Origin of the sequence: Mesorhizobium sp. M0011, from assembly GCF_040324155.1 — a bacterium.
Classification (GTDB): domain Bacteria; phylum Pseudomonadota; class Alphaproteobacteria; order Rhizobiales; family Rhizobiaceae; genus Mesorhizobium.
The window spans coordinates 462,505-487,225 of the sequence record NZ_JAMYVQ010000001.1 but is presented as its reverse complement, the minus strand read 5'-3'; the positions used below and the strand labels follow the sequence as shown (position 1 = coordinate 487,225).

Here is a 24,721-nt window from a genome sequence, read left to right as displayed (position 1 = left end):
GCGGAGAGATCGTTTGTAGCTAAGAGATGATGTATCGAATGAGTCCCATAAATTCAATCATATGAAAAAAATATTCCTCTAGTTACGTATGCGGCCCAATGCCGCTCTGCGCACTGTCGCCGTCTCGCCCGGCATTGTGAACCCATTTGGCGGTGCGAATGCGCGCAATCTTGTAGGCGTCGAGGATCGACAAGGCATAGATGAGAAAGCCGCCGGCATGACGGCCGACGAAACTGGCATCCGACGGTGCGATCTTGGCCGTCACCCATGCCAGGATCACCATGAAGAAAAGGAACTGCAGGCCGCGCACCGGCACGCCGAGAATGACGTGCCCGCTTCCCGGCAGCACGATTGCGGCGCCGAGAACCAGATAGGGGTTGGTGGGTGCCGTGGTGGGAATGGTCATGCGGCTTGCCGTTCGCTTTTGTTGATGGCGTCGCGAAGCGCCGACACCGACACCAGCAGTCTTTCGATCAGCGCGGGATCGAGTGTGGCGTCGCCGAATTCGGCCTGCCGAAAGACGCCATAACGCGCCCGTTCGGCTTCGGCCAGCAGCCACACGATGCGTACCCCTTTCGGGGTGATCAGCAGTTCCTTGGCGCGCCCTTCGGAAAAAATCCCGAGGTGGCCGGCGATGGTCTCCAGTGGGAAGTGGACGCCCCTGCGATCGGTCCGCAACACGGCCTCAGCCGGAAATGCTGAGCTCTTCGGCAGCGTGTGCTCGAGATGATCGAAATTGGAGAAGGTCGTCGGCGATCCCGGCCGCATCATCATGTCGAACGTCGCCGGCACCGCGACCTCTTCGGTGATCGAAACACTGAGCCAGCGCGCCGGCAGTTTTCGCGTCGCCAGCGTATCGACGATGGTGCGCACCTGGACACGTTTGCTGTTCCAGGATCCTTCCCAGGTGATGACGCCGGCGGTGCCATCCGAAACATTGGCAGCGTCGGCGATGACTGTGCGGATGCGGCCTTGCTCAACGGCGAGCGCCATCGATGCCCTGCTGCGGCTGGCACGCGCCTGCCGGGCAAAGTGGAGAACGACAGCCAGGACGATGGCCCCTGCCAGCAGTGCTGATGTCACCTCGGACATTTTCTCATGCCAGGCCCGCCCAGGCTATGGACGGGCCTTCTCCCATCAATAACCCTGCGGCTTCGGCCACGGCATGGTGAACTGATCGCCGCGCCGCACGAATTTGTAGCGATAGAAATGGAACCACAGTGAGATCAGGAAGTAGAAGGCGACCATGGCGATCAGCTGCGAGCCGAAGCCGAGGAAGATGGCGAAGAAGGTCACCACGCACAGGCAAAACAGCACGATGGCCGGGATCGGGTGGAAGGGGTGCGTGTAGCCGCGCCGGATCGAGCCCAGCGGCCACTTCTTGCGGAACATGATGATGTTGATGCTCATGAAGGTATATTGCAGCACGCCCGACAGGATCGAGAAGGTGATCGCCTGGTTGAGGTCGGCGATGAAGGCGAAGGCCAGCGCGATCGGCAGCAGGAACAGGATCGAACGATAGGGCGTGCGATATCTCGGATGCACAGCCGAGAACCATGTCGGCAGATAGCGGTCGCGGCCGAGCGAAAACCAGGCGCGCGCCGCATCGTTGATGCAGCCATTGGCGGAGGCCATTGCAGCAAGCAGCGTGGCGACGAACAACAGGTTCTCGAGCAGCGGGCTGCCAGTCAGCTTGCCGGCGTCCCACAGCGGATAATAGGTGATGCCGAGATACTCCCATGGCATCATCGAGGCGCAGACATACCAGGTCATGGCGGCTGCGATCAAAAGCGTGATCATGCCGGCCATGGTGCCGTAAGGCAGCGAGCGCGCCGGCGAGCGCACTTCCTCTGCAGCCTGCGTGGTGCCTTCGATGCCGAGATAGTACCAGATGCCGAACTGGAAGGCGGCGATGACGCCGATCCAGCCATAGGGGAGCGCATTGCCCGGCGTGACCAACTCGTTGAGCTTCAGCACCGCGCCTTGCGTCCACGGGCTGACCGAAAAGAACAGGATGACGATCGAGATATAGGCGATCGCAGTGATGACGAAGTTGACGTTGAGCGTCATCAGCACGCCGCGATAGTTCAGCCACGCCAGCACGACGATGGTGGCGGCGATGAAGGAATTGTGGGTGAGCCCTTCGACCCCCGCCTTGGCGACGATGGTGTCGCCCAGCAGGATGGCGTCGGACACTTCGAGCATGGTGTAGGCAAAGACCAGGAACAGCGCGACGTTGAACGCCATCAGCGGTCCGACGATGTGCTTTGCCTGCGCATACTGGCCGCCGGCGGCGGCGACGGTCGATGTCACCTCGGAATCGATCATGGCGACCGAGGTGTAGAGCAATCCGACGACCCAGCAGACGATCAGCGCAGCCAGTGCGCCACCCTTGTCGGCCGAGAAATTCCAGCCGGTGAATTCGCCGACCAGGACGATGCCGACGCCGAGCGCCCAGACATGGGCCGGTCCGAGCACGCGCAGGAGTGAAACTCTGTCCCCTTGGGCAGCCGGGGCAGCCGGTTCAAGTGCGATCGTCATTGTTCAATCCTCACTCAGATCCGGTGTTTTTCGGAAGTGGCTTCCAGTTCGCCTTCGCGCGAGGAGGTCAGCACCTCTTCGGAGAAGGTCGTGTCGACCTTGAACCAGTCGTAGAGCATCCACAAAGCGAGCACGATCGAGATGCCCCAGCATGCGTAAGAGAGTGCTACCCACATGATCGTGTCCCCCGATTAGATCGTCCTCAGAACTCTTATTTGTCGTCGAATTTTTCGTTGATGACGTCGCGATATTCGCGGTCTGATGCACGAAACAGGAAGACGAAATAACCGATCAGCACCGCCGCCATGATGATCAGCGTCGGCCAGTCGATGACATAGTGGAAGCGGTTCTGGATGATGTCGTGCGCGGTCTCGGGCGTATAGCCGAGCTTTTCCCAGATAGACGCCATGGTCGGGTTCTGGCCTAGCGCTTCCCAGGTCTTGGCGTCGAGCGCGTCGATGGATTTCGCCGCGCCGGCGAGGCCCAGCTTGAGCGGTAGCCACAGTGCCACGAAAATGGCGACGACGACGACGGCGATGTCGAAAACCTGCCCGGCCTTGCTTTGCTCCGGCGGCGTGTAGCGGGACATCTCTTCTACCCCTCAGGACTTGTGGTTGCGGAATGCGTCGGCGTTCTTGATGTCGAGCCCGTAGATGAATTCCTTGTCTTCCTTATAGTGCTTGACCATCGCCAGGATGGCCGCGGTGTTGAAGATCAGCACGGCGGCGGCGGCGATCGCGACGACGGCCTTGATGCCGCTGTGCGGGATGTAGGGCCATGTCATGAGGAGGACGAAGAGGATCGTCGCCCACAGGCAGACGATCAGGAGCGCGGCTCCGCGCAGGTCGGAACGGTACAGCGCTTCGATGCGCTGCTGCATGTCTGACATCGGTTTCTCCCCTTTTTCGCCGTCCGGTTCCGAATCTTCCGTCCGCCGTCCTCTTTCAACAGAGTGAAATTTTTTTCATAAGTTCTGTCTGAATCCTGCAATTGTCAAGCGCGATTTACGCGGGGTTAACCGTTTGCTTGGCGCAACGGATTTTGCCTGACAATGAAATTAATTGCTTATGGGTATTGCGGCGCCCGGAGGTTTGCGATCAATATTCGGCCAAAGCTCCCGCCGCTGCGCAGGGGGCAGGGAACAGCAGAGCATTATCGAAACGGAGGACGAGCGGATGACGGCATCCTGGAGATTTTCGACCCTGGCGGATCGCCATCGCGCGCTCGGTTCGAAGCTCGAAGACTGGAGCGGCATGGGAACCGCCTGGACCTACGACAAGGATGCCGACGAGGAGTACATCGCCATCCGCACCAAGGCTGGTCTGATGGATGTCTCCGGCCTCAAGAAAGTCCATATCACCGGGCCGCATGCCTCACACCTGATCGATCTGGCGACGACGCGCGATGTCGAAAAGATCTATCCCGGCAAGTCGGCCTATGCCTGCATGCTGAACGAGGCGGGGAAATTCACCGACGATTGCATCCTCTACCGCACCGGCCCCAATGCATGGATGGTCGTGCATGGTTCGGGCACCGGCCATGAGGAGTTGCAGCGTGCTTCGGTAGGACGCGACGTCTCGCTGCGCTTCGACGACAATCTGCACGATCTGTCGCTGCAGGGTCCGACAGCGGTCGACTATCTGGCCAAGCACGTGCCGGGTATTCGCGACCTCAACTATTTCCATCACATGCAGACGCAGCTGTTCGGTCTTCCGGTGATGATCTCGCGCACCGGCTATACCGGCGAGCGCGGCTACGAGATCTTCTGCCGCGGCCAGGATGCCGGCACGATCTGGGACAGGATCCTCGGCGAGGGCAAGAGCGCCGGCATCATTCCGTGCCGCTTCACCACGCTCGACATGCTGCGCGTCGAAAGTTATCTGCTCTTTTATCCCTACGACAACTCCCAAAAGTATCCGTTTGAGAACGAAGGCCCAGGCGACACGCTGTGGGAACTCGGCCTCGACTTCACCGTCAGTCCCGGCAAGACCGGCTTTCGCGGCGCCGAGGAGCACTACCGCCTGAAAGGCAAGGAACGCTTCAAGATCTATGGCGTCCTGCTCGACGGCAAGGAGCCGGCCGATGAGGGTGCGCCGGTCTATCGCGACGGCAAAAAGGTCGGCGTGGTAACCTGCGCCTTGTATTCGCCGCTGGTCGAGAAATCGATGGGCATCGCCCGGCTCGATGTCGACTGCGCGGTCAAGGACACCAAGCTCGAAATCCGCAACAAGAACGGTGCCATCAAGGCCACGGCGCAGCCACTGCCATTCGACGATCCCAAGAAGACCAAGCGCACGGCGAAAGGTTGAGGCATAGTCAACGGCGAGCGGTTCGAGGCACGAAGACTTAAATGGCAGCCAAAAGCATCATCAGCCGGCCGGTTTACGGAACCTTGTCTCCGCAGCCCGGCAAGCATCATCTTTTCATCGCGGATGCGGAAGGGGCGCTGGCAATAGCGGAGATGGCCGGGAGCGCGCCGCCCGGGTTTTTCGACGACGCCGAAATCGTCTTCATTCCCGGGCCCGACGGCAAACATGTCGCTGCCCTCGAAGCGTTGAAGCCGGCACAGTTCCACCAGGCGCCGTCCTTTGCCAGCCTGCTGCCACGGCTCCGGCAGACACTGGCCAACGCGCATATGGGCCTGCGCCTCTATCTCTCGGGCACCGAGGGCCTGATCGGCCAGGCGATGCAGGTGGCGCTTGAAGCCGGCATCGACCACACCTCGATCCAGACCGAGCACCGCGGCTCGCTGGCGCGGCGCATGCAATGCGTCCACTGCAAGGGCATCACCGAAAATGTCACGACGCAGCCCGCGACCTGCGCGCATTGCGGCCTGCTGCTTCTGGTGCGCGACCATTATTCCAGGCGCATCGCAGCCTTCCAGGGCGTCTGCATCAATGCGGAAGATCGCTCGGAGATTCCTCCGATGGAGGAGATTTTTCGATGAGCACCGGAACAACAAAACTCGATGTCGTTGTCAGCGACGTCGTCCCGGTCAACGACCTCGTCACCCGCTTCCATTTTCGCCGGCGCGACGGGCAGCTTTTGCCGACTTTTTCCGGTGGCGCCCATGTCGTGGTCGAGATGCGCGACGGCGAACGCGCTAGGCTCAATCCCTATTCGCTGATGGGCTCGCCGCTCGATACGCGCGAATACACGATCTCGGTACGCCGCGACGATGTCGGCCGCGGCGGATCGCTGTTCATGCATCGGAATGTCAGGCCGGGGCTGGAGATGGTGGTCAGCTATCCGGTCAACCTGTTCTCGCTCGACCTGCGCGCCAAAAAGCACTTGATGCTGGCCGGCGGCATCGGCATCACCCCGTTCATGGCGCAAACCGCGCAACTGGCGGCGGAAGGCGGCAATTTCGAACTGCACTACACCTGCCGCACCGCTGCACTCGGCACCTATGCCGACGTGCTGCGCGAGCGCTACAACAGGCGGGTCAGGCTCTATCATGATGACCTCGACGAGCGCATCGAACTCGACCGGTTGCTGTCGACGCAGCCGCTCGGCACGCATCTCTATGTCTGCGGCCCGGCCGGCATGATCAACTGGGTGCGCTATCGGGCTGCTGCCTTGGGCTGGCCGCCGGAGACCGTGCATTTCGAGCATTTCGCGGCACCCCAGCCCGGGCTGCCGTTCGACGTGACGCTTGCCGTCAGCGGCAAGGCGATCCGCGTCGACGAACAGCAGAGCCTCTTGGAAGCGATCGAGGCGGCCGGCGTCGATCCGCCTTACCTCTGCCGCGGCGGCGTCTGCGGCCAGTGCGAAACCAACGTCATCTCTTGCGACGGCAAGTTCATCCACAACGACCACTGGCTAAGCGAGGAAGAGCACCGTTCGGGCAAGAAGATCATGCCGTGCGTGTCGCGCTTCGAGGGCCGGTCGCTGGTCCTGGAACGGTAGGAGAAAATCATGGGCATCACCTTTCGCAAGGAAACGTTCCGCGACGATTTCACCTTCAAGAACAGCCCGGAGCACATAAGGCGGTTTCCGTTTCCGTTCCACGAAGACGCCTACATGTATGCGGTCAACATCGAGCCGCATGTCGTCGGGCCGAAGGGCAGCGTGCTGGAAAACCTGATCGACGTCGACGAGCACTATGTCGCCGAGATGCAGGATCGCGCGCTGGTCTTGGCCGAGGATCCGCTGCGCTGTCAATCGCTGCCGCACATGACGCTGGCCGGCTGGGACCTGCTGGAACTTCTGATGGAGCAGCAGGCACTGGGCTATCCCGAGCATTTCACGCTGACACGCGATGGTGATCGCTGGCGCTGGATCAACCGGCCGCTCGGCATCGACGACACCTTCACCTTCGGCGACACCTCGACGTTGCCTTACGGCCCGATGGAATACATCACCCGGCAGAGCCAGGGCGATTTCTGCATCCTCGACCAGCGCGACGGCAATCTGTGGATGGATGCCGGCATGGTCACCACCCAGGCCGACTGGTCGCTCGATTTCGACATCGGCATGAACTTCTTCGAATGGCATGCGCCGGTGCCGCTGGCGCATGAGAAGGGGATTTTCGTCAGGGCGCTGAAATTCCTCACCAACATCCAGCAGGGCAAGCCGGCGCGGCGCCTGAATTGGACGATGACCATCAATCCGCGCCTCGACACCAGTCCGGAAAACTACCACAAATGGGGTCCGGACCGGGCGACGGTGACGCCGGACAATGTCGGCGACAAGGTACATCTGCGTGTCGAGCTGCAGAGTTTCTGGCGCCTGCCGCGCTCCAACGGCATCGTCTTCCCGATCCGCTGCTATCTTATCAAGATGGACGAGCTGGCGACGCAACCAAAATGGGCACGGCGCCTGCACCGCGTCATCCGTGACCTGCCCGAGGAGCTTGCCAACTACAAGGGCTTGACGCGTTATCGCCCCGCGTTGGTCGAGTGGCTGTCGAAGCTGGATGATGGGAGCGCGACAAGTCCGGGGTTTGGGCCGGATTGAGCAAGGCCCCCTCATCCGGCCGCTACGCGGCCACCTTCTCCCCGAGGGGAGAAGAGATAGCCAACGCTGGCGCCAGCCTCCTCTCCCCTCGGGGAGAGGTCGGATTGCCCCGAATTGCCCTTCGCAATTCGGTTGCCAATCCGGGTGAGGGCTGCTTGCGTCCCGCTCACCCCGCGCTCTGCGGATAGCAGATAATCGACAGATACCGCATCGGCAGTTTCGTCAGTTGCTCCGGCCCGTGCGGTGCGTCGGCATCGAAGAACAGGCTGTCGCCGGGCTTCATCGGGTAGAGGTTGCTGCCGTGGCGGTAAACGACCTCGCCTTCGAGCATGTAGAGGAACTCCATGCCCTCATGCTGGAAGGTCGGGAACACATCGGAATCCTCGGTCAGCGTGATCAGATAGGGCTCGACGACGACGCCGCTGGTGTTGGAGCCGATATGGCCGAGCAGATTGTACTGATGACCGGCACGGGTGCCGCGGCGCTCGACATCGAGGCCTTGGCCGGCCTTGACGAAGACGGCGCTGCGCTCTTCCTCGAAGCGGCGGAAAAAGGCGGTGACAGGAACGCCGAGCGCCCGCGACAGCGCCTGCAAGGTGGTCAGCGACGGCGAGGTGATACCATTCTCGATCTTCGACAGCATGCCCAGCGAAATGTCGGTGGCGACCGCGAGATCAGCGACGGTGATACCGAGTTTCTTGCGGAACGCCCGCACCTCGCGGCCGATCGCCACCTCCAGCACTTTTTCGCGCGTGTCGCGAATGGCATGCGGGTTCTGCGTCAGCGGCGCGCGGATGGTCTTGCCGTCGGCCGAAACCTTTGGCAGCGGCTTGGCCGTCGCACCGGCGAGACCAGCCTTGGGATCGGAAACCTTCTTCGCCATGTCGCCCCCGGCACTCCTGGGATTTATTTCACTCTAGGTGAACATGTCAGGTGCCGATACAGGAGCGCAACTGCGACGGCAAGTCGCGTGAACGCGCATGCGCACGATAATGATGTTTGGCAGCGTCCGGTTTTTCGCGGGAAATCCACATCGGCGGAACCTTGTTTCAGCATCGGGCTGTTGACAGCACGAAAGGGCCAATTACTGTCCTGTGAGTGAAATTTGTTTCGTAAGAGCAATTCCGGGAAAGGCGCATAGCGCTTTCCCCTTGGGAATTGCGTCAAGACAAAGTCGAAACCAGATCGGGAGGCCTGCCATGAAAAGTCGCGTTGCCGTCATCGGAGCCGGCCCGTCCGGCCTGGCACAGCTCAGGGCCTTCAAGTCGGCGGCCGACAAGGGCGCCGACATTCCCGAGATCGTCTGCTTCGAAAAGCAGTCGGATTGGGGCGGCCTGTGGAACTACACTTGGCGCACCGGCCTCGACGAGCATGGCGATCCGGTGCACGGCTCGATGTACCGCTACCTCTGGTCGAACGGACCGAAGGAATGCCTGGAATTCGCCGACTACACCTTCGAGGAGCATTTCGGCCGGCCGATTGGCTCCTATCCGCCGCGCGCCGTGCTGTGGGACTACATCAAGGGACGCGTCGAGAAATCAGGCCTTCGCAAATGGGTGCGCTTCAACAGCCCGGTGCGCATGGTGACGTTTTCCGACGAGACGAAGAAATTCACCGTCACCGCGCATGACCGCACCAACGACGTCACCTATTCGGAAGAGTTCGACAATGTCGTCGTCGCTTCCGGGCATTTCTCGGTGCCCAACGTGCCCTATTTCGAGGGCTTTTCGACCTTCAACGGCCGCATCCTGCATAGCCACGATTTCCGCGACGCGATGGAGTTCAAGGGCAAGGATATATTGATCATCGGCCGCTCCTATTCGGCCGAGGACATCGGCTCGCAATGCTACAAATACGGCGCCAAATCGATCACCTCCAGCTACCGCTCGAAGCCGATGGGCTTCAAATGGCCCGACAATTGGAAAGAGGTGCCGCTGCTGCAGAAGGTCGTCGGCAAGACCGCGCATTTCAAGGATGGCACCACTAGGGATGTCGATGCCATCATCCTGTGCACCGGCTACCTGCACTCCTTCCCGTTCCTCACCGAGGACCTGAAGCTGAAGACCGCCAACCGCATGTGGCCGGACGGGCTCTATGAGGGCGTCGTCTGGGAAAAGAACCCGAAATTGTCCTTCATCGGCATGCAGGACCAGTTCTACACCTTCAACATGTTCGACGCGCAGGCCTGGTTCGCCCGCGACGTCATCATGGGCCGCATCAAGCTGCCGTCGGCCAAGGCAATGGCCGAGCACGGCGCGAAATGGAGGACGCGTGAGGAAACGCTCGAAGACGCCGAGCAGATGATCTGGTTCCAGGGCGACTACACCAAGGAATTGATGGACCAGACCGACTATCCGGGCTTCGACGTCGAGGCGGTCAACCAGACCTTCATGGAATGGGAACATCACAAGGCGGAGAACATCATGGGCTTCCGCGACCACGCCTACCGCTCGCTGATGACCGGGACCATGGCGCCGCTGCATCATACGCCGTGGCTGCAGGCGCTGGACGATTCGATGGAGAGCTATCTCGAGATGAAGGGCGTCGCGGCGGAGTAGGGCGGCGCCTGCTATCCCAGCCTCGCCCTGGCCTTCGCCGTCCAGGCGCCGAACAGTCGGTCGGCGACGATGCCGATGAAAGCGATTGCCAAGCCCGCGACGATGCCGCGGCCGGAATCGGCCTTGGACAGCGCGATGAACACTTCCTGGCCGAGATCGCGGGTGCCGACCATGGCGCAAATGATGATCATCGCCAGCGCCATCAGGATCGTCTGGTTGACGCCAAGCATGATCTCCGGCAGCGCCAGCGGCAGTTGCACGCGAAAGAAGGTCTGGCGTGGCGTGCACCCGGAAACCTTGGCTGCCTCGATCAGCGCCGGCGGCACCTGCCTGATGCCGTGATTGGTGTAGCGGATCGCCGGTACCACGGCGAAGGCTATCGTTGCGATCATCGCGGTGACGTCGCCGACCCGAAACAGCATCACCACCGGGATGATGAAGCAGAAGGATGGAAGCACCTGCAGCGTATCGATGACCGGTGTGACGATCTTCTCGAAACTATCGCTGCGTGAAGCCATCAGGCCGATGGGAATGCCGATCAGGCAGGCGATGAAGGCAGAGATACCGCAGAGATAGACCGTCGCCATGGTCTTTTCCCACAGGCCGGTGATGGCGCAGAAGGCAGTCAATGCGGCGACCAATACAGCGAGGCGGAAGCCGCTGAGTTGATAGCCGGCGAGGCCGAGCAGGAATACCGCGCCCAGCCAGGGAAAGCCCTCGCAAAAGGCGCGCAGCGGGTTCAGCAGATTGAGGATGAGCGCCACGCGAAACGCTTCGATCATGTCGAAGAAATTGATCGTCACCCAGTTCACCGCCGCCTTCCACAGCGGTGCGGTGGTGAAGGTGATCGCTTTTGGCACCGCCGCGAAGGCGGGCACGAACAGGCCAAGCAGCGTCGTCACGACGAGAATGGCGATCGCCAGCGTCAGGTTGGGGTAGCGCCGCCAGAGGCTCGGGCTGATCGCCTGATGGACATGGCCCTTTGCTTGGCTGTGCGCGATGGCCTGGCTCAGCCGGTCGAGCGCAATGGCCAGTGCCACGATGGCAAGGCCGGCTTCCATCGCCTCGCCAACCTTCAGTGCGCGCAGCGCCAGGAGCACGTCGTAGCCGAGGCCGCCGGCGCCGATCATCGAGGCGATGATCACCATGTTCAACGCCAGCATGATGACCTGGTTGACGCCGATCATCAGTGTCGGCCGCGCCGACGGCAAAAGCACCCGCCACAGTTTCTGCCGCGCCGTGCAGCCAGCCATTTCGCTGAAATCGTCGATCTCTGACGGCACCCGCGATAGGCCCAGCATCGTCGCCCGCACCATCGGCGGGGTGGCGAAGATGGCGGTCGCGATCATCGCCGAGACCGGGCTGTTGCCGAACAGCAGTAGCATCGGGATCAGATAGGCGAAAGTCGGGATCGTCTGCATCAGGTCAAGGGCAGGGGAGACGACAAGCCTTTCCGCCCATGGCTTGCGCCACGCCCAGATGCCGGCGAACAGGCCGGTGACGATGCAGAACGGCACCGCGATGGAAATCAGCGCCAGCGTCAGCATGGCACTGGTCCATTGGCCGAACAGGGCGATGTAGAGGAAGCAGCCGCCTACCAGCAGGCTGAGTTTTCTGCCGCCAACGGCATGACCGGCGAGGAAGGCGGCGGCGCAGACGCCGACCCAGGACAGGCGCGGCAGGATATAGGCGTCAGCGCCGTGGCCGATCTTGAAATTCTTGGCCAACAGATTGAGCGCGAAATCGAGGGGAACGCCGAGCACAGCGGTGATCGAGCGGGTCAACCAGGACAGGTTCGACTTAATCCAGCGCATCAGCGCGCTGACCCAATCGGCGACCGGCACGACGGCGCTGGCCGGATAATTGACGGCCCAGGGCAGGCGATCCTGCAGCAGGAGCACGACAAGCACAACGGTAAGCGCTGCCGCCCAGATCAGCAGCCATACCTGAATCGGCCGTGGCCTTGCCTCGCTGGCGCTTGCTGTCACCGTCATGCGCCGACCCTTGAGCGATCGATGCCGGCCAGCAGATCGATCACCGCTTGCGGCGTCACCTCGCCGATCGGCTTGCCGGTGCCGTTGACCACCGCGAACGGCTTGTTGGCGGCAACGATGCCGGCCGAGAAGCTGGCGATCTTGGCATCCGGGGCAACGGTGCCGCCATGTTCCGAGCCGTCGCAGGCGCGCATCAGGCTGCGTGCTGAAATAACCTTGGCGCGGTCGACGTCCCGGGTGAACTCGGCGACATAGTCGGTCGCCGGATTGACCACCAGCTCCTCCGGCGTGCCGATCTGGATGACCTCGCCATCCTTCATGATGGCGATGCGGTCGGCCAGCCGGATGGCCTCGTCGAAATCATGGGTGATGAAGACGATGGTCTTGTGCAGCATGGTCTGCAGCCGCATCAGCTCGTCCTGCATTTCGCGGCGGATCAGCGGATCGAGCGCCGAGAACGGCTCGTCGAGGAACCAGATTTCCGGTTTTGTCGCCAGGCTCCGGGCGATGCCGACACGCTGCTGCTGGCCGCCGGACAGCTCGCGCGGATAGAAATGCTCGCGGCCACGCAGGCCGACAAGTTCGATGACCTCGCGCGCCCGCGCTTCGCGTGTCGCCCGGTCCTGACCCTGGATGCCGAGCGGGAAGGCGATGTTCTCCAGCACGTTGAGATGCGGCAGCAGGGCAAAGTTCTGGAACACCATGCCCATGCGGTGCCGCCGCAATTCGATGAGTGCTGCATCGGAGATTTTCAGGAGGTCATTGCCTTCGAATTCGACCTTGCCATGGGTCGGCTCGACCAGCCGCGACATGCAGCGGACCAGCGTCGACTTGCCGGAGCCCGACAGGCCCATGATGATGAAAATCTCGCCCTGGCGGATTTCGAGGTCGACGGCGCGCACCGCGCCGACCAGCCCGGCAGCAGTGACGTCTGCCATGCTGGCCTTGCCGTCGCGTTCGCGGATGAAGTTGGCCGCGTTCGATCCGAACAGCTTCCAGACGTTGCGGCAGGCGAGCTTTATCGGACGGGCATCCTTTGGCGTGCCCACCACGTTTGGCTCCCGTTCAGTCTTGCCCGTCATTCAAACGTCCTTCTGGAACATCAAGAATTGAGACCCGGCTGATCAAGCAGCCGGGTCTCATTTTTCCAGTTGGAACGATCACTGCGCCCAGGCTTTCCAGTCGGCCTCGTGGGCGGCGATCCAGGCTGCGGCGACATCTTCCGGCGTCTTGCCGCCGAGATCGATCTCGCCGCTCATCTTGTTGAGTTCGTCGGTGTCGACCGTGTAGGCCTTGGCCACCTTGTAGGCGACCGGCCATTTGTCCTTCATGCCGGACCAGGAGTACTTCCAGATCTCGCCATGCGGCTTGCCGCAATCATATTTGGCGTCGGGATTGGTGCCCCATTTCGGGTCGTTGTAGCATTCGGGCGTGTATTCGGGGAATTCCACCCACTCGCCCTTGTACTTGGCCGGCGCCCAGTGCGGCGAATAGATCCACAGCATGATCGGCGCCTTGCGCTGATAGGCCGAGTCCAGTTCGGCGAACATCGCCGCGTCGGTGCCGGCATGGATGACGGTAAAGGGCAGCTTCAGTGCCTCGACGCGCTCGTCGTCAAAGCCTTCCCAGGTCACCGGGCCGCCGAGATAGCGCCCCTTCGGTGCGGTCTCGGCCGTCGAGAAGGCTTCGGCGCATTTCGGGTCCTTCAGCGCTTCCCAATTGGGTAGGCCGGGGCACTTCTCCTTCATGTATTCGGGAAACCACCATTCTTCCTTGGCCTTCGGGCCGAGCTTGCCCAGCCGTTCGGTCTGGCCTGTCGCATCGGAGGCCTTCATGGCCTCGCCGGCGGTCGTGTCCCAGAATTCCATGCCGACATCGAGATCGCCATTGGTGAGGCCTGTGGTCAGGCTGGAGAGGTAGTCGGCGGTCGGATACTCGACGGTGTAGCCGAGCTTTTCCAGGATGCCGCCGAGGATCTTGGCGTTCAGGTTGACGCTGGTCCAGTCGAACAGCGCGATCTTGATCGGGTCGTTCGATTCCGGCGCGGCTGCGTAAGCCGGTGATGTAAGCGCACTTGCGGCGGCAAGCGCGAAGGCTCCCATTGTTAAGTTCGAAATCACACTGCGAAGTGACATGCTTGTTCTCCTTCAAGCTGTGAAAATTATCGTTCGTTCCCTTCTTGCGGCTTTTCTTGATTGTGTTGGAAAGGCTGGTCTTTGCGCAAGGCCGTCGGCGCCAAATTGTTGCCCCGGCTTTGGCCAGCGCAGGCAAGATGGTGCTCAATTCTGGTGATGATGGGACAGGATTGGAGTGTCGGCGTCATGGCTGCCGACGGATCGCTGCGGGAGCGGTCATCTGCGGATCGATTGCCAGTCCTGCGGCGCCCCTGCAAGGTGCGAGCCATCAAGGTCCTATGATCTCGGCTACCCGCCTGGTAAGCCCCATCTCGCCAAGGCCGTTTCATAGGATGAAATTATATATACCAAGGTTCATGTCGCGCAACGACTAACGCTTCGCGAGACGTACAAATTCAGACTGCAGGCGAAGCTGAGCTCTTACCAGCAGACGTAGCCGCCATCGACAATCAGGTCGAGGCCGGTGACGAAGCTCGCTGCGCGGCTGGCGAGGAACACCGTCGGCCCGACCATTTCCTCCGGCGCCGCCATGCGCCCCATCGGCGTGTCGCGCTTGAAGATCTTCACTTCTTCCGCCACCTCCGGCCGCTTGTTCATCGGCGTCAGCGTGTAGCCCGGACTGACGACATTGACGCGCAGGCCGCGATCGGCCCACTCCATGGCGAAGCTCTTCGACATGTGGATGACGGCGGCCTTCGAAGAGTTGTAGTGCGCCTGCGTCAGGCCGCGGTTGACGATGGTGCCCGACATCGAGGCGATGTTGATGATCGAGCCCTTGCCTCGCACCAACATCTTGCGCGCTTCGGCCTGACAGGACAGGAACACGCCGGCGACATTGACGTCGTGAACCTTCTGCCATGTCTCCAGCGGCATCGTCTCGGCGGGTTCGGAGCCGGCAATGCCGGCATTGTTGACGGCGACGGTGAGCGCACCGAGTTCGCTCTCAACGCGATCGATCGCAGCCGCGAGATCGCTCTGCGATGTCACTGTACCGGTCAGCACCAGCGCTTTGCGGCCGAGTGCCGCGATTCGGTGCGCGGTCTCGTCCAGCCCACCCTTCGATGTATGGCCGAAACAGGCGACGTCGGCACCTGCCTCGGCGAGCCCGATCGCGATTGCCTGGCCGATGCCGCTACCGGCGCCGGTGACCAGCGCGACATCGCCATCCAGCTTGAAAAGATCCATCGAGTGCCCTCCCTGCCTCGGAGAGGGTATGGCTGAGCCGTGTTTCGATCAAGCGCCCGCGCGCAGGCGGCGTCGATGCTCAGAAATAACCGCTCGACGCGGCCGTGGCTTCCTTCGGGATTTCGACGCCGTCGACCAGGATCTTGTCGACCAGTTCGTGGTGGAAGCAGACCAGCCCCTTGATGCGCTCTGCCTCGTGCACCGGTTCCGGATAATACCAGACGAGGTTCTCGTGACGTTTGGCCTTCGTCGTCACGTGATAATAGCTGGAGATGCCCTTGTAAGGACAACGCGAGATGTAGCGGCTGGGCGCGAACATATCGAGCCGCGTGTCGGCGATCGGCAGATAGTGGCGCACCGGATGGCCGGTCTCGAACAGGAACACGCCGCGGCGTGAATCGGCGACCTGTTCGCCGTCGAGGATGACCTGCACGCGCCGCGACGACGGCAGGCAGTCGATCCGGCGGAACGGATCGCGGGCGTGGACGAAGATCTCCTCGTCCTCCTCGAACCAGTGGCCCATCTTGCTCCAGGTGAACGACATGTAGTCCGATATAGGCGGACAGCCCTTGACCGGATCGAGATAGCGCCAGGCCGCGTCCTCGACCAGCGTGATGCCGGTGTTGAGCGAGTAGTGGGTGGCTGTGCCCTTGAACGGATCCTCTGTCGTGGTCTTGCTCGGCAGCAGGAATTCCTCGCGAACGTCGCCGATCGGGAAATAGTAGACCGGCAGGTGATCGGATTCGTAGAACACCAAGGCATTGGTCGTATCGGCCACGGTCATCGACCCCACCTGCACACGCAGTCGCTTCTGCGTCGGCATGGTGAAGGCTATGTAGCCCGGCTCGAATTCATACTGCACGAGGGTGTCCAGCAAGGGAAAATGCGGCCCACGGCCGCGCAAATGAGGCTTGCGAATGGTAGTCTCCCGTTTTGTTTCTTTTGTCATCGGGCGTTGGGGCACGATCAGCTCAACGACACGCGGTCGAGCAGCAGGCCGGCCGCGATCGGCGGCAGGCCGCTGACATTCTTGCGCACCGGCACCAGCAGATCGGGGAAATAGCTGAAGATGACAGGCGTCTCGTCGAGCAGCAGTTTCTGGATGTCGGAGGCGGCGGCGCGCTGCGCGCCGACATCGAGCGCCTTGAGATAGCTGGTGACCATGCCGTCATAGGCCGGGCTCTTGAAATGCGCCGCGTTCCACGGGCCGTCGCTGACCAGCGGGCTCTTGAGAAACACGTTCGGCACGCTGCGATGCGCGTAGTCGGTAATGCCGAGCGGGCTGTCCAGCCAGTCCGACTGGCCGAACACCGCCTTGCCGTAATATTTGTCCTGGTCCTCGATGTTGAGCGAGATGCGGGCACCGATTTCCTTGGCGAAATTCTGGAACAATTGCGCATAGCCCGGAATGTCGGAATAGCGCAGCGTGGTCAGCGTGATGTCGAAGCCTTCGGCGAGACCCGCCGCCTCGAGCAACTGCTTGGCCTTGGCGATCTCCTGGACGCGTTGCGGCACCGACTTGTCGGTCGCAGGGAAGGCCGGCGCGAACGGGCTGTCATTCCCGGTCGCCGCCATGCCGCGGCACAAGCCGTCGACCAGCTTGGAGCGGTCGATGCACAGCGCCAGCGCCTGGCGTACGCGCTTGTCGGTGAACGGGCCGGTGTCGCAGCGCATGTGAAGCTGGCGGTGCGCGGTCGAAGCGACACGCAACACGGTGATATCAGGACTGTTCAGCACGACCTGGCTGACATCGAGCGGAACAGCATCGAGAATGTCGACCTCGCCCGCCTGCAGCGCCAGGATGCGCGGTTGCACGTCACCGTAGAACTTGAACTCGAGCCGGTCGGGCAGCGCTTTCTCACCCCAATAGTCTGGGTTGCGGATGAAGGTCGCGCCGACCTTCGGCGTGTAGGTCTCCAGCCGGAACGGCCCGGTGCCTTCAAATGTCTTTTCGTAGTCGCCCTTGTAGCTCGCCGGCAGGATGACGGCGTTATAGTTGTCGATCGACACCGAATAGGGAAAGCTGCCATTCGGCGCATCGAGATGGAAGGCGACGGTGTGGTCGTCGACCTTCCGGGTGCCGCCCTTCGACAGCAGCCCCTTGAACACCGACAGCGCGTTGGAGGCACCGTTGGGGTCGGCCAGCCGATCGAAGGTTGCGACGACGTCGTCGGCCTTGAAGTCCTCGCCATTGTGGAATTTCACGCCCTTGCGCAGCTTGAAGGTCCAGATGCTGCCGTCCTCGTTCGGCGCCCAGCTTTCCGCCAGCACCGGCTTCAAGGTGAGGTCCGGCTGCGTGATGCAGAGAAACTCGGCGGTCTGGAAAACCAGCTGATAGCTGCCGCTGTCATAGTAGGTGACGGGATCGATGGCGCCGCCCGGCGTCGCTACGCCGGCGCGCACCGTGCCGCCCGGCTTGCCCTCGGCGCGTGCCTGCTGTGTACCGAAGCCAACTGCTGCGACAAGGCTGCCCAGGAACGGCAGGGAGAGGCCAAGCACGCTGCCATGGCGCAGGAAGTCGCGCCGGCCCATCCTGCCGGCCAGCAATTCGTCGACAGCGGAATTTTCGATTGCAGTGAGCGTTCTGCGAGCGTTGTCGATCATCCGGAAATGCTTGGGCATGGCTGGATTCCTCGCTTGTCTTGGGATTCAGTCATCTAGTTCATTGTTGACTGCCGCCGGAAAGCGATATTTTTTGATAGGGGTCATCGAAATTTTCGATGCAAGAGGTGGGTATGGACACTGAGAATCTGCGCAGCTTTCTCGAAGTCGCCACCCATGGCAGCTTTACCGTCGCGGCCAGCCGGCTCAACCTCGCCCAGTCCACGGTCAGTGCGCGGATCAGGGGACTGGAGGATCAGTTGGGACGCCGGCTGTTCGTGCGCGACCGCGATGGCGTCACGCTGACGCCGGCCGGCCGGCAATTCCTGCCGCACGCATCGTCCATCACCCGCACCTGGGAGCAATCACGGCAGGATATCGCCGTTCCCGATGGCTACGAAACCTTGCTGCGGCTGACCGCGCCGGCCTATCTCTGGGACCGCATCACCTCGCCCTGGGTCGAGTGGATGCGCGCCAGGCGGCCGAACGTGGCGCTGCGGCTTGAAGGCAGTTTCCCGGATCTGGCGATCGACCAGCTGGCAGAAGGCCTGCTCGACATCTGCATCCTCTATCTTCCGCGACCGCATCCCGGCATTGTCTACGAGACGCTGGCCGTCGATCAGGTCGTGCTCGTCCAGCACGCCGCACAGACCAAGCCATGGACCGAAAACTATATCCTGATGGACTGGGGACTGGAATTCCGCATCGAGCACGACCGCGCCTTTGCCGGCATGGTCAAGCCGGCCATATCGGCCGGGCTGGTCTTCATCGGCCTCCAGCATGTCCTGTCGCAGCAAGCCGCCGCCTATCTGCCGCTCAGCGCCGTCAGCGGCCATATCGAGCGCGGTGAGATGCGGCGCATCGACAACACACCGGTATTCCAGCGGCCAATCTACCTCGCCTATCCCTCGAATCCCGTGTCTTCGGATGTCCTGGATGTCGCGCTCACCGGGCTGCGCACGCTGGCCAGGGACTGGGCTGAAGTTCAGGGCTTTTCGGAAGGTGACCGTTCCCTCGGCATGGCCGGGCAGATCTGACCGGCCAAGCCACGCGAGCGACAGCGCTATGCCGGCTCGGTTGCGACCGCCCTCTGCAGCCTAGCCAGTTCGGCGTAAGGAATGTGGCAGCGGATCGAATGGCCGGGCTGGGCTTCGCTGAGTGGCGGCTCCTGCTGTTCGCAGATCGGGCCGATCTTGCGCGGGCAACGCGTGTGGAACACGCAGCCCGACGGCGGGTTGGTGGCGCTGGGGATTTCGCCATCGAGACGAATACGCGCCGTCTCGGTCTGGTCGAGTTTGGGCACGGCCGACAGCAGCGCTTCGGTATAGGGATGATGCGGGCCGGAAAAGACGTCTTCCGACGGTCCTAGTTCCATGATGCGGCCGAGATAAAGTACGGCGATCTTGTCGGAGAGGTAACGCACCACGGCAAGGTCGTGCGAGATGAAGATGTAGCTGACGTCTTCCTTGGATTGCAGGTCGGCGAGCAGATTGAGGATCGCTGCCTGTACCGACACGTCGAGCGCCGAGGTCGGCTCGTCGCAGACGACGATGCGCGGATCGCCAGCGAAGGCGCGCGCGATGGCAACGCGCTGCTTCAGGCCGCCCGAAAGCTGGCGTGGCTTGACGGCAAGATGCCGGTCTGTGAGCCGCACCGAGCGGACGAGGTCGTTGAGACGAGCCTCCAGCGCCTTGCCGGAGAGGCCCGCCAGCCGCTTCAGCGCGCGGCCGATCAGGTGGCGGATCGAATGCGAGCGGTTGAGTGCGGAATCCGGATTCTGGAAGACGATCTGCATCGCCTTGATCTGGTCGTCGCTGCGGTTCTCCAGCCGTGGCGCCAGCGCCTTGCCTTCCAGCTCGATGGTGCCGCCGTCGTCGGGCGGCACCAGGCCGAGCAGCAGCCTGGCGAAGGTCGTCTTGCCGCTGCCGGACTCGCCGACCAGCCCGAGCGTTTCGCCGGGTCGCAAATCGAGCGACACGTCCTTGACGGCGCGCAGTGCATGGCCATGGCTGGCATAGGTCTTGTTCAGTCCGGCGACGCGCAGCACCGGTGCGGCTGCCGCCTTTGGTGCGGGCGCCACATCGCTCGGTGTCGCGCGCGGCAGCGCCTGCGCCTTGTCGTGATGGAAGCAGCGCGACAGCCGGCCGCCCAGATCGTAGAGCGGCGGCAATTCGGTGCGGCAACGGTCGTCGGCGAGCGCGCAGCGGTCGGCGAAGGCGCAGCCCTTGATGTCAGCCCCGATGCCCGGCAAAAAACCCGGAATGGTATCGAGCCGGCCCTGATCCTTGCGTTGGCCGCCGCGCGGCAGGCAGCGCAGCAGCGCGACTGTATAGGGATGGCGCGGATCGTTGAACACGATCTCCGTCGGCCCTTCCTCGACCAGCATGCCGGCATAGAGCACGCCAACCCGGTCGCACATGTTGGAAACGACCGCGAGGTTGTGGCTGATGAACAGGATAGAGGCCGACAGTTCCTGCCTGAGCTGTGCGATCAGGTCGAGCACTTCGGCCTCCACCGTCGCATCGAGGCCGGTGGTCGGCTCGTCGAGGATCAGCATCGACGGATCGTTGGCCAGCGCCATGGCAATCGCCACGCGTTGCTGCATGCCGCCGGAAAGCTGGTGCGGGTAGCGCTGCATGACGCTGACGGGGTCGGAGATGCGCACGCGGTTCAGCATCGCAATCGCCCGGTCGGTGGCCGCTTGTCCCGAAATGCCGCCGAGTTCAAAAATCTCGGTCAGCTGACGGCCGACGCGGATCGACGGATTCAGCGCCTTGCCCGGGTCCTGATAGACCATGGAGACGCTTTCCGCGCGCGCCCGCCTGAGCGCCTCGGCGTCCAGCTTCATCACATTCTGGCCATCGAGGGAGATGGCGCCGCCGGTGATGGAACCGTTTCTAGGAAGATAACGCACGACAGTGAGCGCCACTGTCGACTTGCCGCAACCGGATTCGCCGACCAACCCATAGGCTTCGCCCTGGCCGATGGTGAGGCTGAGGTTGCGCAGAACGGCGCGATTGCGGCCGGCGACGCGGTAGGCAACCGAAAGATCGGTGAGTTCGAGTGCGTTTTCGGCCTTGGCGGAGTTAGTCATTGAGCGCTCCGTGAACGCCGTCGGCCGCCAGATTGACGCCGATCACCAGCGAAGCGATGGCGAGCGCATCGAACAGCACCGTCCACCAGAAGCCGCCGCCGATCATGCCGTAATTGTTGGAGATCGACAGCCCCCAGTCGGGCGAGGGCGGCTGGATGCCGAAGCCCATGAAGGAGAGCGTGGCGACGGCGAAAATGGCATAGCCGAGCCGCACGGTGGTTTCGACCAGGATCGGCGGGATGACGTTGGGCAGGATCTCGACGAACATCGTATGCAGCGCACTTTCATGCCGAAGCTGTGCGGCGGCGACATAGTCGAGCTCGCGCTCGGCCAGCACCGCCGAGCGCACGGTGCGCGCGATGATCGGCGCGAAGCTCAGGCCGATGACGACGATGACGGTCGTCTTGGAGGTGCCGAGCGCAACGATGGCCAGCAGCGCGACGATGACCACCGGGATCGCCATGAAAGCTTCGAGGATGCGGCTGACGACATCGTCGACGAGGCCGCGAAAATATCCGGTCAACAACCCAAGCGCCGTGCCGGCCACTGTCGCCAGCAAGGTTGCCAGCGGTGCGACGGTCAGGATGTCGCGCGAACCGACGATGACGCGCGAGAAGACGTCGCGGCCGATCTGGTCGGTGCCGAACCAGTGTTCGGAAGAGGGCGGCGCCAGCGCGTTGATGATGTCGTCCGCAAGTGGATCATAAGGTGCGAAATGCTCGCCGAACAGCGCACAGGCAACCCAGAACAGCACGATGGCGAAACCGACAAGGAATGTTCGCGAGCGCAACAGCGAGAAAAAGACCTCCGCCAGCGGGCCGCGCCTGCGCGTGTCGTCTGGTGTCGGAGAGCTGGTTTGGACGGCGCTCATTGATCTGACCCCAGACGGATACGCGGATTGAGCACGGAATAGAGGAAGTCGGCGACAAGGGTGGCCACGGCATAGACAATGCCGATGGTGAGGATGCCCGACTCCAGCATCGGGAAATCCTTGCCGCGCGCGGCGGTGAAGATCAGCGACCCGATTCCCTGATAGCGAAACAGCGTTTCGATGACGACAAGGCCGCCGATGAGGTAGCCGGTCTGCGTCGCGATGACGGTGATGGTCGGCAGCAGCGCGTTGCGCAGCACATGCCGCCAGATCACCGTGCGCCACGGCAGGCCCTTCAGCACGGCCGTTCGCGTGTAGTCGGAATCGAGCGCCTCGATCATGCCGGAGCGTGCCATGCGGGCGATGTAGCCGAACAGCACCAGGAACAGCGGCAGCGAGGGCAGGATCAGGTAATAGAGCTGCGTGAAGAAGCCGGCATCGCGCGGCCATGCGGCCGAGATCGGCAGCCAGCGCAGCCACACGCCGAAGATCAGGATCAGGATGATGCCGGTGACGAATTCCGGCAGCACCGTCACCGACAGGCCGCCAAGGCTGATGATGCGATCGAGCGGCCGGTTGAGGTTGAGCGCTGCAATGACGCCGCCGAGAATGCCGATCGGCACCACCAGAACGAAGGCGACCGCCGCCAGCTTCATCGAATTGCCGAGCGCATCGATGACGAAAGGCGCGACCGGCGAGCGGAAGATGTAGGACGTGCCCATGTCGCCCTGGACGAAATTGGAGATCCAGCTCCAATACTGCGCCAGCAGCGGACGATCGACACCGAGCGTGTGATTGAGCGTGTCGACCGCGCGCTGGTCTGCGAACGGACCCAATATTGCGCGCCCGACATTGCCGGGCAGCACCTGGCCGCCCAGGAACACCATGATGCTGAGCAGGAACAGCGTGACGAGCGACAGCGAGACACGCCGGACAAGGAAGGAGAGAATGGCTAGGACTCCTTGTGGAGCCAGCCCCCATGCGGGAGCTGGCTGTTAGAGGATTGGCTTTTCCTTTCCGCTCAGGCCTTCGATGCCTTATCGAGGAACAGCTGCGACATGGCGGTCGGCTGTACGCCGGCCACGCCCTTCGCCGTCGCCGTCAGATAGTCGTAGAAATAGCCGAAGATGACAGGCGTTTCCTCGAGCAGCAGCTTCTGGATCTTGCCGGCGTCGGCCTTCTGCGCCTCGAGGTCAAGGGCCGCGATGTAGCTGGTCGCCAGCGCATCATAGTCCTTGTTCTTGAAGTGTGCCGCGTTCCAGGTGCCTTCACTCTTCAGCGGTGCCGCGAGATAGACATTCGGCACGCCGCGGTGACCATAGTCGGTGATGCCCATCACCGAATCCAGCCAGTTCGACTTGCCGAACACCGCGTCTCCGTAATAGCCGCTCTGGTCGAGGATATTGAGGTCGAGTTGAACACCGATCTCCTTGACCCAGTTCTGGATGAGCTGGGCGTATTCAGGGATTTCTAGGTAGCGTTCGGTGGTCAGGGTTATCTTGAAGCCCTGGCCAAAGCCGGCTGCTTCCATGAGCTGCTTGGCCTGGGCGATATCCTGCTTGCGTTGCGGCACGCTCGTATCGGTCGAAGGATAGACGGCGGCGAATGGGCTGTCATTGCCCAGAGCGGAGCGTCCCTTCATGAGGCCGGCGGCCAGCTTGTCGCGATCGAGGCAGAGCGCAATGGCACGGCGCACGCGCGCATCCTTCAACGGGCCCTCGTCGCAGCGCATGTGCAGTTGCTGATGGGCTGACGACTTCAAGCTGATGATGTCGACGTTCGGATCGTTGAGCAGAGCGACGCCGGCCAGCACCGGCATCTGGTTGATGATGTCGACCTGGCCGCCCTGCAGCGCCAGGATCTGCGGCTGCATGTCGGTGAAGAAGGTGAACTCGGTGCGTTCCGGCAGCGCCTTCGGCCCCCAATAGTCCTCGTTGCGGACGAAGGACGCACCGACCTTTGCCGTGTATTTCTCTATTCTGAACGGCCCGGTGCCGTCGAAGCTCTTTTCATAGTCGCCCTTGTAGCTCGCCGGGATGATGACGGCGTTATAGTTGTCGGACGACAGCATGTAGGGGAAGTTGCCGTTCGGCGCATCGAGGTGGAATTCCACCGTGTAGTCGTCGACCTTCTTCGAGGCGCCCTTCTGCAGGATGCCGGTGAACACCGACAGCGCATTGGACGAATTGGCCGGATCGGCAAGGCGGTCGATGCTGGCCACGACATCGTCGGCTTTCATCTCGCCGCCGCTGTGGAATTTTACGCCTTTGCGCAGCTTGAAGGTCCAAACGGTGCCATTGTCGTTCGGCTTCCAGCTTTCGGCCAAGGCCGGCTGAAGAACGAGGTCAGGGCCGTCGACGCAAAGGAATTCGGCAACCTGCTGCATGACCAGCAGGCCGCCTGCGTCAGCGATGGTGACCGGGTCGATGGTTGCCGCCGGCACGCTGCTGGCGACGCGGATGGTGGCGCCGGGCGCGCCTTGGGCGCGCGCCAGCGACGGCATGCCGCTGAGGCCGGCTGCCATGCCGATACGGCCGAGCAGCGGCAGCGACAGGCCGAGCAGGCTGCCGTGACGGACGAAGTCGCGGCGGCTGACACGACCGTCGACAAGGCCGTCGATCAGGTGATTTTCAAGCGGCGTGCGATTGCGCCGGATCAGGTCGAGAATGGTGTAGTTCTTGCTCATGGGTTTTTACCCTTTCCCCTATTTCTTATGGTTGACGAAATTTCGTGGATTGCTCCATTTCGGATCGCCAGAGAGGCCTGTCGATCGGAATCTTAGC

23 protein-coding genes are annotated in these 24,721 nt (G+C 62.3%); 6 read left to right on the top strand and 17 right to left on the bottom strand.

Annotated elements, in window-relative coordinates:
* Positions 1 to 82: 82 nt before the first annotated feature.
* The 6 genes from NKK51_RS02340 to NKK51_RS02315 are packed head-to-tail and all read right to left on the bottom strand — an operon-like array spanning position 83 to position 3,430.
* Entirely contained in the window at positions 83 to 406 is a 324-nt protein-coding gene (locus tag NKK51_RS02340) for a hypothetical protein (protein WP_352550947.1), read from the bottom strand.
* Entirely contained in the window at positions 403 to 1,092 is a 690-nt protein-coding gene (locus tag NKK51_RS02335) for a hypothetical protein (protein WP_352550946.1), read from the bottom strand. The genes NKK51_RS02340 and NKK51_RS02335 overlap by 4 nt, the downstream gene beginning before the upstream one ends.
* 45 nt (positions 1,093 to 1,137) lie before the next feature.
* Positions 1,138 to 2,541, bottom strand: coding sequence for an APC family permease (locus NKK51_RS02330; RefSeq protein WP_352550944.1), 1,404 nt, complete (start codon positions 2,539 to 2,541; stop codon positions 1,138 to 1,140).
* Positions 2,542 to 2,555: 14 nt separating this feature from the next.
* The gene (locus NKK51_RS02325) at positions 2,556 to 2,717 is read right to left on the bottom strand and encodes a hypothetical protein (protein ID WP_013532900.1); all 162 of its coding nucleotides are present in this window, start codon (positions 2,715 to 2,717) and stop codon (positions 2,556 to 2,558) included.
* A gap of 35 nt (positions 2,718 to 2,752) precedes the next feature.
* Positions 2,753 to 3,130, bottom strand: a complete 378-nt coding sequence (locus NKK51_RS02320; protein ID WP_013532899.1) for a hypothetical protein — start codon at positions 3,128 to 3,130, stop codon at positions 2,753 to 2,755.
* A 12-nt stretch (positions 3,131 to 3,142) separates the two neighbouring features.
* The gene (locus tag NKK51_RS02315) at positions 3,143 to 3,430 is read right to left on the bottom strand and encodes a hypothetical protein (protein WP_128302434.1); all 288 of its coding nucleotides are present in this window, start codon (positions 3,428 to 3,430) and stop codon (positions 3,143 to 3,145) included.
* Positions 3,431 to 3,716: 286 nt separating this feature from the next.
* Here NKK51_RS02315 and NKK51_RS02310 point away from each other — a divergent pair, with 286 nt between their 5' ends.
* From NKK51_RS02310 to NKK51_RS02295, 4 genes are read left to right on the top strand one after another with little or no spacing between them, the layout of a single operon-like run.
* A complete protein-coding gene (locus NKK51_RS02310; protein WP_352550941.1) occupies positions 3,717 to 4,850 on the top strand; it encodes an aminomethyl transferase family protein in 1,134 nt (377 codons plus the stop codon).
* A gap of 41 nt (positions 4,851 to 4,891) precedes the next feature.
* The gene (locus NKK51_RS02305) at positions 4,892 to 5,488 is read left to right on the top strand and encodes a dimethylamine monooxygenase subunit DmmA family protein (RefSeq protein ID WP_128302436.1); all 597 of its coding nucleotides are present in this window, start codon (positions 4,892 to 4,894) and stop codon (positions 5,486 to 5,488) included.
* Positions 5,485 to 6,450, top strand: a complete 966-nt coding sequence (locus NKK51_RS02300; RefSeq protein ID WP_352550939.1) for a PDR/VanB family oxidoreductase — start codon at positions 5,485 to 5,487, stop codon at positions 6,448 to 6,450. The genes NKK51_RS02305 and NKK51_RS02300 overlap by 4 nt, the downstream gene beginning before the upstream one ends.
* Positions 6,451 to 6,459: 9 nt before the next feature.
* Positions 6,460 to 7,500: a heme-dependent oxidative N-demethylase family protein gene (locus tag NKK51_RS02295; protein WP_352550937.1), complete on the top strand. Its 1,041-nt coding sequence runs from the start codon at positions 6,460 to 6,462 to the stop codon at positions 7,498 to 7,500.
* 166 nt (positions 7,501 to 7,666) lie between these two features.
* Here the strand turns inward: NKK51_RS02295 and NKK51_RS02290 are convergent, their stop codons facing one another.
* Positions 7,667 to 8,383: a helix-turn-helix domain-containing protein gene (locus NKK51_RS02290; protein ID WP_127270283.1), complete on the bottom strand. Its 717-nt coding sequence runs from the start codon at positions 8,381 to 8,383 to the stop codon at positions 7,667 to 7,669.
* A 316-nt stretch (positions 8,384 to 8,699) separates the two neighbouring features.
* Here NKK51_RS02290 and NKK51_RS02285 point away from each other — a divergent pair, with 316 nt between their 5' ends.
* Complete coding sequence (locus NKK51_RS02285) at positions 8,700 to 10,058, top strand: trimethylamine monooxygenase (RefSeq protein ID WP_128302438.1); 1,359 nt, start codon at positions 8,700 to 8,702, stop codon at positions 10,056 to 10,058.
* 11 nt (positions 10,059 to 10,069) lie between these two features.
* Here the strand turns inward: NKK51_RS02285 and NKK51_RS02280 are convergent, their stop codons facing one another.
* The 6 genes from NKK51_RS02280 to NKK51_RS02255 form a co-directional block, all read right to left on the bottom strand.
* Positions 10,070 to 12,052, bottom strand: coding sequence for an ABC transporter permease (locus tag NKK51_RS02280; RefSeq protein ID WP_352550934.1), 1,983 nt, complete (start codon positions 12,050 to 12,052; stop codon positions 10,070 to 10,072).
* Positions 12,049 to 13,134: a quaternary amine ABC transporter ATP-binding protein gene (locus NKK51_RS02275; RefSeq protein WP_352550932.1), complete on the bottom strand. Its 1,086-nt coding sequence runs from the start codon at positions 13,132 to 13,134 to the stop codon at positions 12,049 to 12,051. The genes NKK51_RS02280 and NKK51_RS02275 overlap by 4 nt, the downstream gene beginning before the upstream one ends.
* Before the next feature lie 78 nt (positions 13,135 to 13,212).
* Entirely contained in the window at positions 13,213 to 14,187 is a 975-nt protein-coding gene (locus NKK51_RS02270) for an ABC transporter substrate-binding protein (RefSeq protein WP_127291030.1), read from the bottom strand.
* Between the two features lie 420 nt (positions 14,188 to 14,607).
* Positions 14,608 to 15,372 carry an SDR family oxidoreductase gene (locus NKK51_RS02265; protein ID WP_127291028.1) on the bottom strand — a complete coding sequence of 255 codons (765 nt, stop codon included), beginning with the start codon at positions 15,370 to 15,372 and terminating at the stop codon, positions 14,608 to 14,610.
* Positions 15,373 to 15,451: 79 nt separating this feature from the next.
* On the bottom strand, positions 15,452 to 16,249 hold the full coding sequence (locus NKK51_RS02260) for a DUF427 domain-containing protein (RefSeq protein WP_245273042.1): 798 nt from the start codon (positions 16,247 to 16,249) through the stop codon (positions 15,452 to 15,454).
* A gap of 89 nt (positions 16,250 to 16,338) precedes the next feature.
* Positions 16,339 to 17,994: an ABC transporter substrate-binding protein gene (locus NKK51_RS02255; protein ID WP_023808721.1), complete on the bottom strand. Its 1,656-nt coding sequence runs from the start codon at positions 17,992 to 17,994 to the stop codon at positions 16,339 to 16,341.
* A 113-nt stretch (positions 17,995 to 18,107) separates the two neighbouring features.
* Between NKK51_RS02255 and NKK51_RS02250 the strand changes: the two genes are divergently transcribed.
* On the top strand, positions 18,108 to 19,010 hold the full coding sequence (locus NKK51_RS02250; protein ID WP_023808720.1) for a LysR family transcriptional regulator: 903 nt from the start codon (positions 18,108 to 18,110) through the stop codon (positions 19,008 to 19,010).
* 26 nt (positions 19,011 to 19,036) lie between these two features.
* Here the strand turns inward: NKK51_RS02250 and NKK51_RS02245 are convergent, their stop codons facing one another.
* From NKK51_RS02245 to NKK51_RS02230, 4 genes are all read right to left on the bottom strand, one after another.
* The gene (locus NKK51_RS02245) at positions 19,037 to 21,067 is read right to left on the bottom strand and encodes a dipeptide ABC transporter ATP-binding protein (protein ID WP_352550930.1); all 2,031 of its coding nucleotides are present in this window, start codon (positions 21,065 to 21,067) and stop codon (positions 19,037 to 19,039) included.
* A complete protein-coding gene (locus NKK51_RS02240; protein WP_352440023.1) occupies positions 21,060 to 21,938 on the bottom strand; it encodes an ABC transporter permease in 879 nt (292 codons plus the stop codon). Before NKK51_RS02240 ends, NKK51_RS02245 begins: the two co-directional genes overlap by 8 nt.
* A complete protein-coding gene (locus NKK51_RS02235) occupies positions 21,935 to 22,888 on the bottom strand; it encodes an ABC transporter permease (RefSeq protein ID WP_352440115.1) in 954 nt (317 codons plus the stop codon). The genes NKK51_RS02240 and NKK51_RS02235 overlap by 4 nt, the downstream gene beginning before the upstream one ends.
* 71 nt (positions 22,889 to 22,959) lie before the next feature.
* Positions 22,960 to 24,624, bottom strand: a complete 1,665-nt coding sequence (locus tag NKK51_RS02230; RefSeq protein WP_352440022.1) for an ABC transporter substrate-binding protein — start codon at positions 24,622 to 24,624, stop codon at positions 22,960 to 22,962.
* Positions 24,625 to 24,721 lie beyond the last annotated feature (97 nt).